9 protein-coding genes and 1 pseudogene are annotated in these 12,018 nt (G+C 59.3%); 8 read left to right on the top strand and 2 right to left on the bottom strand.

All coding sequences use genetic code 11. The features are described from left to right. Positions 1–74 precede the first annotated feature (74 nt). The 5 genes and pseudogenes from J2W46_RS33295 to J2W46_RS33275 all read left to right on the top strand — a co-directional run. A pseudogene (locus J2W46_RS33295) lies at positions 75–338 on the top strand (transposase); the annotation flags it as partial. Positions 339–956: 618 nt separating this feature from the next. Further along, positions 957–1,511 (top strand): hypothetical protein, encoded by a 555-nt coding sequence (locus J2W46_RS33290; protein ID WP_310360103.1) that lies wholly within the window; start codon positions 957–959, stop codon positions 1,509–1,511. Between the two features lie 194 nt (positions 1,512–1,705). Next, positions 1,706–2,092, top strand: coding sequence for a LysM peptidoglycan-binding domain-containing protein (locus J2W46_RS33285; RefSeq protein WP_310360102.1), 387 nt, complete (start codon positions 1,706–1,708; stop codon positions 2,090–2,092). 229 nt (positions 2,093–2,321) lie between these two features. Continuing rightward, positions 2,322–3,338 carry a type IV toxin-antitoxin system AbiEi family antitoxin gene (locus tag J2W46_RS33280; protein ID WP_310360101.1) on the top strand — a complete coding sequence of 339 codons (1,017 nt, stop codon included), beginning with the start codon at positions 2,322–2,324 and terminating at the stop codon, positions 3,336–3,338. After that, positions 3,328–4,215: a nucleotidyl transferase AbiEii/AbiGii toxin family protein gene (locus J2W46_RS33275; RefSeq protein ID WP_310360098.1), complete on the top strand. Its 888-nt coding sequence runs from the start codon at positions 3,328–3,330 to the stop codon at positions 4,213–4,215. Before J2W46_RS33280 ends, J2W46_RS33275 begins: the two co-directional genes overlap by 11 nt. Before the next feature lie 133 nt (positions 4,216–4,348). Here J2W46_RS33275 and J2W46_RS33270 read toward each other — a convergent pair whose 3' ends face one another. Then, positions 4,349–5,518, bottom strand: a complete 1,170-nt coding sequence (locus J2W46_RS33270; RefSeq protein WP_310360097.1) for a hypothetical protein — start codon at positions 5,516–5,518, stop codon at positions 4,349–4,351. Between J2W46_RS33270 and J2W46_RS33265 the strand changes: the two genes are divergently transcribed. Continuing rightward, positions 5,508–6,314, top strand: coding sequence for a hypothetical protein (locus J2W46_RS33265; RefSeq protein ID WP_310360095.1), 807 nt, complete (start codon positions 5,508–5,510; stop codon positions 6,312–6,314). The genes J2W46_RS33270 and J2W46_RS33265 overlap by 11 nt on opposite strands. A 65-nt stretch (positions 6,315–6,379) precedes the next feature. On the opposite strand, the gene J2W46_RS33260 is transcribed toward J2W46_RS33265, so the two are convergent. Next, positions 6,380–8,080: a helix-turn-helix transcriptional regulator gene (locus J2W46_RS33260; RefSeq protein ID WP_310360093.1), complete on the bottom strand. Its 1,701-nt coding sequence runs from the start codon at positions 8,078–8,080 to the stop codon at positions 6,380–6,382. Positions 8,081–8,308: 228 nt separating this feature from the next. On the opposite strand from J2W46_RS33260, the gene J2W46_RS33255 reads away from it, so the two are divergent. Together J2W46_RS33255 and J2W46_RS33250 are read left to right on the top strand one after the other, a co-directional pair. Next, complete coding sequence (locus J2W46_RS33255) at positions 8,309–8,692, top strand: hypothetical protein (RefSeq protein WP_310360090.1); 384 nt, start codon at positions 8,309–8,311, stop codon at positions 8,690–8,692. Positions 8,693–8,821: 129 nt separating this feature from the next. Next, positions 8,822–10,288, top strand: a complete 1,467-nt coding sequence (locus J2W46_RS33250; protein WP_310360087.1) for a UvrD-helicase domain-containing protein — start codon at positions 8,822–8,824, stop codon at positions 10,286–10,288. Positions 10,289–12,018: the final 1,730 nt, after the last annotated feature.

Below are 12,018 nucleotides of genomic sequence, written 5' to 3'. Positions count from 1 at the left end.
CCTAAATCTTGTTTTTGGACTCTACTAATGTAGTCGCTAGCTACTTAGGATTATCTAAGAGAAATTTGGAAGAACCGTTTGTACTGCTAAAGATCTATATCTACGGCTATCTCAATCGCGTGCAGTCTAGCCGACGCCTGGAGCGGGAGTGGCAGCGCAATGTTGAATTGATGTGGTTGACCGGCCGGCTTGCGCCGGACTTCAAGACGATTGCCGAGTCCAGGCGGAGCAATGGCGAAGGCATTCGCAACGTGTGCCGTCGCTTCGCGATGATATGCCGTGACCTGAAGCTGTTCACACAAGCGGTCGTAGCCATCGCCGGTAGCAAGTTCAAGGCGGGGTCATGGTCGATGGTACTAGTCCACTTGTGTCGAGGCCTCTCGCCATTGGGCGATAGGCTTTCCGGGAAATTTTCAACGGGCAACAGTGGTAACAAGTTCAGTTGCGCGAGCGTCGCTGGATCGCGAATGCGTTCTATGGCTTAGGCAGTAATTGACAAAGCCGAGCGGGTTACCGCCTATCACGGCCATTTCCTGCGATCGGCTTGCATCGGCAAAATGAACGGCCTACGCTAAGACGGTCAACAAGTTCTTATAGGCGGTGCGCCGGGAGTTTGCGGTGAAAAAAGCGTCTTTGCGCTATTGCCATTGGCTTCGGTATCGGAAATCGCGTCAGCGGGACGTGCACCGATTTGGTTATGCAGCCGCTTCCTCCGTGTCCGTGGGGTCCCGCGGATTCGATGTCGGGTTGTCATGAGCCTGCGATTTGCTGATAGCCAGCTGCGATGTGACGCGATGGATGGTGCTTCGATGGACTGGATGCAGGCTCGATGGCCAATCGCCCTCCCCGGATTATCGCGGGGCGGTGCGCTTGCGCTTTCGCTAAGTGTCTTGTCGAGCACGGTCGCCGGAGGAGGCGCGTGCGTCGACGTTGTTGCGCTTCCGTCCGGCAGCTCGATGAATATCAAGGCATTCATTGCGGCTCACGGAAACGTGGCCGCGGCGCTCACTGCCATGCGCGGGGCGCTAGCACAGACGGAGGCACGTCCTTGCAGTGATTTTTTAAACAGCAATGCATGTAACGAGACGCTCGAACTGACGCGCAAGAGCGTCTCCGCATTAGAGGCTTGCAATGACCTGAAACCGGAGGTGAAGGCTCGTCCAGTTACGACGCCCGGAAGTTCGTCGAAAGGAGACAATCTGACAGCAGCCGAGGCAAACCCTTGGGACGAGCCGAAATTCACTCCGGCAGATCCTGCGGCGAATCACGAAGGCGAAAGCTGCCATTTTTTTACCAAAGCCTTCCTCAGGCGAGACGGCGGGGGGACAAACAGCTACGCCCTAGGTGCCCATGTGTGCTACGGCACTCGCTTTTATCGGTGCGAACCTACCGGATCTGAGGTCGGCGGGCACGATAGTGGGAAATGGAAAATGGTCGGGCCATGTGCAGCGTTCAAGGATGGAACTTCGCCACGGTTCGATGCAAGCGTCATCGAGAGCGCAGCAAAATGAGGTGCCGCTTGCGACAGTCCATCTGCAGCACCACAACTCGACTTACGATGGGGCTCGGATTGCTTCTCGGGTTCTGCCTAACGTGTTCTGCACAAGCGACGCATTCCGTGCCCAGTGCCAGAGCAGGAGTTAGTACGCCGCCAGCGGAAATGATCAGGGACTCTAACGAACTATTCCGCCAAGCATTCGACGCCATGCAAAGAGGAGATCTCGACAACTCCAAAATCCTCTTTGAGACTGGATTATCTGTCGCACCTAACGATGCAAAAGGTCACTTCTATTACGGGGAACTGCTTTCTAGGCAAGGCCAGTCCGATCTGGCCGACCAGCAGTACGCTATCGCTGCGAAGCTCGGCGGGACCGGACCCATCGTGGACAAGGCCAAAGCCAAATTGCCATCGACATACCACGTCAGGCCGGGCGACACGGTGTTTTCGATTGCTGTCGAGCATGGCTTCAACTACCGGGACATCATCGCTTATAACCACCTCGACATTTCGCCTGGCGTTTCACAAGTGAATCTTCCGGGCACGCTGTTGATACCACCTTCTGGCTACAGCTACACCGGGTCGGGCTTCTAACTGCGCCGTCGTGGCCCGCAGGCGCCCGACGGGTATTGCGCGGAGGAAGGCGCATTCGCATTCAAGGATGCAGTGGAGGGAGTCACGGGGCTGACACTCACGCATTTATTTTTACGTCGCGTTCAGGTGCCGTGAACCGGCAGCCGATGCGGACCCCATGCTGGTGCCGTTCAATATTTACTACCGTTCACGCATCGTGTACACTAGAAAAAATTGAACGGAGTCGCAGATGCACGCATCAGTTGTCGCCCCCGATCCCCTCGTCGCGTCCGCGACGCAGGCATTCAGCGTCAGCGCGGGCGTTGCGACGTCGGTCATGCCAACGCCGCCTGGTACCGGCTACGACAGCGCAGTCGAGTTCCACCTGGACCCACCGCTGCGCCGCCTGGCCGTCGTAGTACCCTCAATCGACCGCCAGGAGCGGCTCTCCGCTCTAACTGCCACCAGCGGCCTGCACGACGCCCGGCATGTCCTTCTCGTGACATCGTATCTTTCACCTGCCCTTGTCGAGGCCTGCCGCAGCCTCGGCGTGAACGCGATCGACGAGGCTGGCAACGCGTTCGTGAAAGACGGTAACACTCTAGTCCTGATTTCCGGTCGTCCGCGCGTCAAAGAGCTCCGTCGGCCCAGCCTCTGGTCGAAGCGATCGCTTCAGGTCATCCTCGCGCTGCTCGTTAGGCCAGCGCTACTCCACGAAAGCAGACGCACGATCGCAATGTTCGCCGGTGTGAGCACCGGCACCGCACACACCACCGTGCAAACGCTACTGCAGCGTAAGGACCTGACCGAGCGCAGGGACGGACTGGCTTTCACCCAGTTCGACCGGTTGCTCGATGAGTGGGTCACCCTGTATCCCTCGCTCCTAAGGGAATCACTGAAGCTCGGACGATACCGCGCGACGGAGCCGAACTGGTGGACCGACATGCTGGCGCCGAACGGCGAGTGGATGTTGGGTGGTGAGTCGGCCGCTGCGCTCATGACGAATTATCTGAAGCCGGCGGTCGTGACGGTTTACTGCACCAACGGTATCCCTACCCAGCTGATCAGCCGCGGTCGGCTGCGGCCGGACCCTACGGGAAACGTTGAATTTCTCAAGGCGCCCTTCGAGTTGAACCGAACCCCGGGGTTGGTCGACAACGTCGTCTATCCCGTGCTCGTGTACGCCGATCTCGTCGCGAGCGGTGACTCGCGCAACCTCGAAACCGCGCAGCTGATTCGTGACCGGTACATCCAACATGGCAATTAAGCTGCACGAGGCCCATCCCTTCCCCGAGATGTCCATAGCCGTCCTGCGTGACGTCTTGATCGCGGCGAATCAAGTCCGCGCAGCATGGTTTGTGGGCGGGGCGACGGCCCGCGATATCCTCACCACACACCGTTTTGGCATCGAGCAGTCGCGGGCGACCGCCGACGTCGACATTGGTGTGTGCATTGAAAGCTGGCAAGGCGACAGGGAACTGCGCGACGCGCTCATAGGGACGGGAAGGTTCGAGCCCAGTGGAGAAGCTCAGCGGCTCTACTACACCGCGCCCGACTCAGGCGAGAGGATGTGGCTTGATATCGTTCCCTTTGGGGGACTCGAGCGTGAGGGCGGCCGCGAGATCGAATGGCCAGGTGGCGCATTCCGGATGAACGTCGCAGGTTTTGGCGAAGCGCTGGAAGCGGCCATCGAGGTTGAGCTGGCAGAGGACGTCGTTGTCCTCGTTGCGCCCCTTCCGGCTCTCGCGATGCTCAAGATCCTCGCGTGGCGAGACAGGCACACCGCGCATGTGAGGGACGCGACAGATCTGCGGTTCCTGATGTCGAGATATGCAGACGCTGGTAACTACGATCGCCTCTACGACGGCGACGCACTGGATCTTCTCGAAGCCCACGGATTCGATCCGGATGTCGCTGGAGCCGCACTTCTCGCACGGGACATGGCGGCTCTCGTCTCACCAGCAATCCGGCCGCTAATTATGGAGGCGTTGGCACCAGGGGAAGCCTATCCGCTGTTGCTTAACCAGATGCTGGGAGGGGGACACCGTATGCTACAGCTCGAAGGGGAAGGGACTGGAGCGATTGAGGCCTTGTTCAACGCATTTCGAACGACGTTCGAGCGAGGGTTCGCGACCGCTATTTGAGTAGATGGGACGTTCGAATGGTTCGAGGTATGGATGGTCCGCCGCGGCGACGGCCAAGGCGGATACCGGCATTCCTTGTATTTCGCCCCCGGGTGCGGCTCAAGTAGCGGGCCGAGCCATTGCGCCTGTTGCATTAGATTATCCGCGCATGCGGACTCCCTCCGAAAGAGAACCTATATACCTGTGACAGCCATGCGTTGCAGATACTGACCCACGCAGGCCAATGCTTGCGTGCATCTGCCATCGTGGCGCCCTGAGAGGTGATAATCCACTCAAATGCCAGCTTGTCTTCTGTCACGAGATTGATCGCCCGACGGGTAATGTGATCGGGTAGGGTAGCGAACGCAAGCGGTATATCGAGCGAAACTTGGTTTGGGTCACCGGCCAATGCCGACGGATGGCGCGCCATCAGATCGGCGAATTCGTTGACATTAAGCACAATGTAGTAGGCTGCAACCGCCGTTTTCCAGTCTTCTGCGCTACCGAAAACGTCGCCAATCCACGGCATATATTTGACTATGTCGACTAGCACCGCCCACGCTTGTACAGTGTTGCGGCCGAGGCTCTCAGGCCAGCCCATAACGTCATGTTGCTTCCATAGCGGAGCATGGGTGTTTGCGTTGGGAAGCCGATGCTCCTTGCGAACCAATTCGACCGCTATCTTTATCCTGCTGACGTGTAGTGCCATCGCGCCGTGCAGTGCCTGATATACAAAGGACGCTGCGCGAGGCAGATCGGTGCGAATTACATAGCCGCCCCGATCCCAGCCTTGCGGTTGCAGTATCTCCTCTAGCAGGCCACTTTGATTAGCAAACGCTTCCTCGCCGGAGCCGACTGCTGCGAGCATCAGAGCGAACACATCAGAGAAGCAGCCGACGCCCTCCATCGTTTCGTCGGCCAGGAGCTTCAGGCCGTTAGGCGGCACGCCGGAATTGTTCGCGCGCCATTCCTGCAGCCGCGTAACAGTATTCTTTCGCGCGGCTGCTACAGCTTGGCGCCATTGCAGCCGATCGTCGGCAAGAATGATTTTCGACGCACGGTCAAACACCTCGGTGAGGGCGCGGTCCTCGGTTGTCCTTTCCGTTCCGACGGGCACCGCGGGTGCGGATGCGACGTGGATCTCCGCTCCGGAGGGAGAGAGGGCATAGGGATTCGCTCCGATAGGTGGTTTGGGGAGCGCTGGCGCCCGATGCAATTCACGCAGGAGCTCGTCATATGCCGTTTCGACGTCGCGTCCCTCGTGCAGATTACGATCAACAGCCGGATCGCGCCGTGCATCGCGCGAGAGCGATATGAGCGGCACCTACGCGCTCGGCCAGGACATCGACGCGACGGGTTACGCGTTCAAGACGCTCGGCTTCGCGAGCAAAACCTCGTTCACCGGTCAGTTCGACGGCATGTGGCATAGCGTGTCGCATCTCAATCCTGACATCTCATTCATCAGTGATATTGCCGCAAACGCGGTAGTGCGGGACGTCAATCTGCTCGACGCGTCGGCCGGGAATCAGGTGCCGTCAGGTCAATCTGAAGGCATTCTGGCCATGACCAATCACGGCACGGTCGTCAACGCCTTCTCCTCCGGCGTCATCGGTCCACGTAGCAACGACACGTCGGCGTCGGTAGGCGGTCTTGTGGGCAGTAACTTTGGAACAATCGCACGTTCGGGCAGCAGTGCCACGGTCTATCCAGACAGCGGCGGTGGTGGACTCGTCTCCGACAATTACGGAACCATCACGCAGTCGTACGCGACTGGCATGGTCCAGGCGATCGCGTCGCGTAGCTCAGCGGCAGGTCTCGCCGACCACAACGTGGGCACAATCTCGCAGTCATTCGCAGCGGGGAGAGTTCTGGCATTTAATCCATTGAATGAAGGCGGAATCTGTGTGCGTTGCACAGTGCTCGGCAGCGACGTCTACTGGAATAAGGAAACGACAGGACAGGCGGAAAGCGGCGGCAATCTGCCCGCTTTGAACGGACTCACCACTGCGCAGATGAGTGACCCCAGGAGCTTCGTGGGCTGGAACTTCGGCAGCGACGGCGCGTGGGCGATGCCGGCTGGCGCCACGCATCCGGTGCTGCGCTGGCAGGTGGAGCATTGATGGGGACGCGTTGCTGTGGGATCGGATCAGCACGCGAAACGCTCACCGACCTTAGGTAGCGCAGATTAGGCCCGTTTCTGCCGATCAGTTAATACCTCTTCAAGCTGTTCTGCACTCGTCACCCGTGCGCCCCGCAACATCCAGGACCCCGGCGACTGGGTGCAGAGGATCGGCGAGCGCGAGACGAGCGCCCGGAGTGTCAAATCACTCATCTGGCCCGTATGCACCAGCTCCGATGCGAGCACGTTCCACGTCACGATCGGACCGTGCCGCCGGAACACCATCAATAGCCGGTGCTCCTGCTCGGTAAGCTCCCGCTCAGGATCGAGGCGAATTGCCGGCCGATAGCGCCCATGCGCACCCGCGATGAACTTGAGGCGGGACAGGACAGCCATCGTGACAAAGGCGGGTGGAACCGGATATTGAGTGGAGCAACGTTCTTCGCGGCTGAGTCGTAGCTCCCTCAGGCGCTCCACTGCCCCTAGCGCGATGTCGGGCGAAATAACCGAGTCGGTAATTGAGAAGACTCGCCGAAGCGCCAGGATGATCGGGTTTTGTCGCGCTGACTCACCGTACCAGAACCACTCCTGCCCCGCCCTTGCCGGTCGATCGAGCCATTCGAAGCCGTGAACGGTCTGCACGACCTCGCGAATCGATCTGACGGCATCAAGCTCCCAGCCAAGTTCAATGGCATAGCCCATCAGCACGCCCACGTGAGCCGCACCAACGGCACTGATCATCGCCAGCGCCATCTCGTGTACCGCCTTGACGCGCTCATCCGCGGCGCCCCAACGGGCAGGCGGATTGAACAGATATGCTTCGAGCGAGAGAAGGTGCGTAGCGAGAAGGTCTCGCGCGAAGCGCCAGGCGTCCTCAATGCTGGGGCCCTCGCCCAGAAGCGGGCGCAGGACTGCTTCGAGGCGCGCCGGTGTGCACGGCAAGTGTTGCTTCGCCGTTGCGTCAATCAATTGGAAAACGGCCAGAAATTCGCGCGGCAAAGCAGGGGCTCTTGTCCGCATCAGCTTGAGGATCTGGCATGCGCGGCTCTCGGTGATGCCATGCTGAGTGGCGACCGACGCAAGAGTCCGGCCCTGCGCGTTGATGCCGTAGCGCATGGCGAAAAGCTCCGCGTTGCGCTCTACCGTCCTTGAGGTACTTCCTGCCGCCAGTACGCGCCCAACGGCGATGATAATCTCGGCGGCTGTGCGGGTTGGCTGTGCTTGTCCGGCCGCGGCGGACTCCGCAGGCGTCGCCGGAGCCGCCGTCTTGCCCAGAAGCCAGCCCGATTCGACCGCCAGGGCTTTCTCCCATGCTTCGGCCTGTTCAGCGCTCAAAGAATGCGGAATCCCCGCGTTTTCCCATTGCCGCAAAGCTCCATCACGAACCTGCAGCCGCAGGGCAAGGCGATGTCGCGCAATACCTAACTGCTCCCGGCGCATACGCGCGCGCTTGCCGGCCGCCAGAAGATCCGACCGAAGCGTACCGTCCGAGTCGATCTCCTCCGTCGCCACATTGTTCGGCGTTTGTGCATCCAGTATCCAGTCCGCTGAGACGCCAAGCACTGTCCCAAGCTGCCGTGCGTCATGCGGGCCAAAGGTGTTGGGCACGCCTCTGACTTCCCAGCGGGTGATCGACGAAAAGTGGATGCCGCTCGCCTCGGCGACCGCCTTGCGGGTCAAACCCAACGCTTCGCGTCGGTGCCGGATCTTATCGCCGATCACCCGCGTTGGGGCAACGCCCCGCCCTATCATCCCTGCTCGATTCATGTCACGTTACCCTGACGCTTCTCAATGCCGGTACCTGCCACGGTGTGCGAACCCATCGCACTTTCCGGTTGTCGGCAAAATGCGAAACTTCTTTAGCGTTGTGCTTTCAGCGATCCATGCGTTTCGCGTGCGAAAGCCGTTACTGTGCGTGGTAGCCGTTTCGGTTTCCGTCATGACATTTTCTGGAAACGTCCTGGTACACTTGGGGCGACGACGGAGAACAAGTGGATGACGACATCTGGCGAACTGTTTGAGCAGGAATTCGAGACCTGGACGCCGGCTCAAGCCAAGTCTTTCTTTCGTGCCGGAATTGTCGATGACTTTTTTGCGACGAACACGGGCGATGATCTGTGGGTGCTGACGCTGGTTGTGGTTGGTCGTCACGGTCGACAGACCTATGTGCAACTGCGCACCGCGCGTGAGCTTGATGTTCACAAGGTGCGCAAGTTCAAGACGCTCGACGCCGCCGTGCGCGCAGCTGGTGAGATTGGCTTTGACGTCCGGGTCGTCGGTATCGCGAGGTCGGCGAAGGCTACGCCCCAACGAGCCGCCAGGACCGCACCGGGTGTGCGAGCCCTTGGGATTCGGGGGATGCTGCCGGATGCCGACTGACCAAGGCTTCGCGCGACAGCGAGCGATAATGCTGGCCACTGCTTCTGCCAGTCCAACGAAACAAATCCGCAGCCCCCGAAACCACGAACAGGGCTTCCTGGAGCCAGTGCGACGGAGCGCTAAATTCAAATGGCTCGCTTTCTAAGCCCGACGTCAGAGCAGCAGAGGATCATTGACGCCGTTCCGTCGGGCGGCAAGCTGAAGATAAAGGCCTATGCTGGCGCCGGCAAGACGGCAACTCTTCGCCTCGTTGCGGACCGTCTTTCCCAACGGCGCGGCATGTATCTAGCCTTCAATCGTGAGATTGCCGAACAGGCACGCCGCAGTTTCCCCGCGAACGTTTCGTCTGGGACGATCCACTCTCTTGCTTACAGATCCGTTTCGCCCGATCTGGCGGCAAGGGTAGGCTACCCGGCAGAGCCGCCGCACGAACTCGCTGCGCGATTCGGACTTGCCCCGCTAGAGGTGCCTCTTGCCACGGGGAAGCCGGTTGAGCTCACGCTGTTCGAACTCGGCCGCATGGTTGTGGACGGCTTGGGGCGCTTTTGTCGCTCGGCCGATGCAGTGCCCGCCCCCGTTCACGTTCCCGTCGACGAGAAAATTGATCTGCGAGCCGCCGACTGGCTGCGAAGCGCCCTGCACCCATACGTTGCCCGGCTATGGGATGAGAGCCGGCACGTGAGAGGTCGCAGCGCCATTATTCCGGACGTCTACCTGAAAGTGTGGGCACAGCGCAGTCCGCGCATAGATTCAGACTTCATCCTGTTTGATGAGGCGCAGGACAGCGACGGCGTGATGTTGTGGCTCCTCAACCAACAGACACACGCCCAGACAATTTTCGTCGGCGATCCGTATCAGCAGATCTACGAATGGCGTGGAGCAGTAAACGCGATGGCCCAGATCAGCGCACCTGAGTATGCGTTGACCGAGTCGTTCCGCTTTGGTCCTGCTATCGCCAGACTGGCCAGTCGGCTGCTCGCCTTGCTCGGAGAGAGTGTTCCGGTTCGCGGGCAGGACGCGATCGGCTCCATAGGCGTCGATGATCCTTCGCTGTCTCCTCCGGTCGATGCGATTCTCTGCCGCAAGAATGTGTCCGCCATCTGGCATCTGGCCGCCGGCGTCGAATCGGGGCACAAGCCATCTATCCGTATGAGTCCGGGTGAGATCGTCGCTTACGCCGACGGCGCGGATGCATTGCTCGCCGGTCGCCGCGCCTATAAACCAGCGGCGTTCTCACTCTTCGAGACGTGGAAGGACGTGCAGTCTTTTGCGAGAAGTGCAGTCGGAGCCGACCTCTTGCCTATTGTGCGTATCGTCGACGAGCTCGGTACGGACTACCTGCGCGCGCTATCGCAGCGGGTGGCGTCAGAGTCGAACAGTGATTACGTAATCTCGACGGTGCATAGAGCAAAGGGGCTTGAGTGGAAACGCGTCAAGGTGGTCAACGATTTTCTGTTCAAGTATGTCGACGGCCGACTGGCGGTAGACGAAGACGAGCTACGGCTGCTGTATGTCGCCATTACGCGCGCTCAACACCTGCTGGACATATCTGACCTGCGCGACGATCTGATGCGGCTACTTGCGCCGGGCCCTTGAACTCCCCTTATGGCGGCGTTGCTAATTTCTGGTGGCGATGCCGTAGACCGTAATAAAAACGTCAACGCCCCGGTCTGGCACTGACGCGGCATCGCGCGCGCAGGTTGACACTTTTATATCCCGTTGAATCGTAAGAAAAGCGTCAATTCGCGTCGCGAATACCAGGTTGCGCGCCATGCTATGGATCTGGCAGGAAGTAATCGCTCGTAGCGGCGGAGAGGTCAGCGAAGCGACGGCGCAAATCGCCTGAAGCCGGTTCGGGCTGAAAACGCCGCTGTTGCGATAAGAAGAGCTATCACGCCAGTCGTGTTTTCGCCAACATCTGCTGGGGCTCGCGACTTTGAATGGCCGGTGTGGAGCGGCTCGAAAGGCCCAGTACGACCCACTACGGTCAAACGACCCTCTTCAAAGCGGCCAGCCAGTCGAATCGCGGTTTCGCGAACTGGGGCTCCCATAAGCGGCCGCTGGCGAGCTCACACAACCGGCCAATTTCGGCCACTCAGAGAACGGACAGAATCGTCCGCTTCCGCCACAAAATGCGACGTTCGAAAACTCCATGCCGTCCTGCAGCTACGACGTGCCGATTCTGCCGAAACATGCCCCGGAGCGCCCTCACTAAGTGGTTACGTTCTACGCGTCGCTGGCAAAGGCCGCTGACGGCGTTGAAATGAGACAAAAACTCCGAAAAGCGCTGCTAACGCCCCGAAGGCACCGAGCCACGATAATGCCAGCGCGCCTTTAATGAGGCTAACGGATAGCTTGGACCAAACGATGTCTGTTTCATACTGCGCCGAGGCGAGCATTAATGCAAAATCGCCGGGGCAAACGTCAGTCGGTAGACGACCGTAGCTGGCGAGGAGTATTAGTCTTGTCTTCTCAGAAAGCCCACACCCAAGTACAACTCGGGTTGTATTGTTCGGTATTGCGTAGACAAATATAGCGCTCGTAAGAAGGTAGATGGCGCTTAGGGTGAGCACGAGGATGGCTGCGCCGAGAATGACCCAAGAGGCTTTCGCTCGCGACGCTCGCGCCATAAATTGGAAGACTGTGATAAGGACAACAATCTCAACTAAGGATGTAATCCCGACTATGCCGGCCGGCCACGGTGGTACGTAGCCGCCCAGTCCGGCGAGTAGCGGCAACAGGATGAGCCCGCCAGCGGCCACCAACGCGATCTTGTGGACGTCCCGCAGGACGCCAAAGAAATCGTCCAACCCGGTACGCGGACGAGATGGCATTCGTGGCCTCCCCAGGAGTTTTTCAGGAAGAGCTCATGCGCGTTGAACTAGCCGCACGACGACGGTATGCAAAGCTTTCGGTCCCGCTGCTGCTCAACGGTGAATCTGTCGCGAGCACTTTGACCGTTCGCCCAAGTAACAACATAACGGTAAGTTCCAACAAGGCCCATTGTCTTGGACAATATCGCAGTCCAACCTTGACATCGACTGTAATCCCACGGATCAATCTTTCTGGCTTCGCAAACCATCGCATCCATATCACTTATGAGCCTGATTTTTCCGCCTGGTGGAGTAGTCACGACCTCATACTCTGTTTCGCCCGCACCGCATCCGTCCGCCACCCCACTCAATCCGGCCAACTTAGAGCGCTGGGATTTTGGAAGTGAAACCAAATACGCTGGAGTTGACCCTGTAATCCCGGACACAGCGTCACACTAAGGTTGCTGAATCCATTGCGCGACGGAACGCTCTTGGCGAGCGATATTTCAACGC

This window comes from Paraburkholderia strydomiana (genome assembly GCF_031456815.1).
Taxonomy (GTDB): Bacteria; Pseudomonadota; Gammaproteobacteria; order Burkholderiales; family Burkholderiaceae; genus Paraburkholderia; species Paraburkholderia caledonica.
The sequence above is the reverse complement of the archived record's forward strand: the minus strand, read 5'-3'. Positions and strand labels throughout refer to the sequence as shown.

Bases quoted from the DNA above. Each gene is read 5' to 3' on its own strand.
- J2W46_RS33290 (WP_310360103.1), top strand. From the start codon at position 957: ATGAATATCAAGGCATTCATTGCGGCTCACGGAAACGTGGCCGCGGCG.
- J2W46_RS33285 (WP_310360102.1), top strand. From the start codon at position 1,706: ATGCAAAGAGGAGATCTCGACAACTCCAAAATCCTCTTTGAGACTGGA.
- J2W46_RS33280 (WP_310360101.1), top strand. From the start codon at position 2,322: ATGCACGCATCAGTTGTCGCCCCCGATCCCCTCGTCGCGTCCGCGACG.
- J2W46_RS33275 (WP_310360098.1), top strand. From the start codon at position 3,328: ATGGCAATTAAGCTGCACGAGGCCCATCCCTTCCCCGAGATGTCCATA.
- J2W46_RS33265 (WP_310360095.1), top strand. From the start codon at position 5,508: ATGAGCGGCACCTACGCGCTCGGCCAGGACATCGACGCGACGGGTTAC.
- J2W46_RS33260 (WP_310360093.1), bottom strand. From the start codon at position 8,080: ATGAATCGAGCAGGGATGATAGGGCGGGGCGTTGCCCCAACGCGGGTG.
- J2W46_RS33255 (WP_310360090.1), top strand. From the start codon at position 8,309: ATGACGACATCTGGCGAACTGTTTGAGCAGGAATTCGAGACCTGGACG.
- J2W46_RS33250 (WP_310360087.1), top strand. From the start codon at position 8,822: ATGGCTCGCTTTCTAAGCCCGACGTCAGAGCAGCAGAGGATCATTGAC.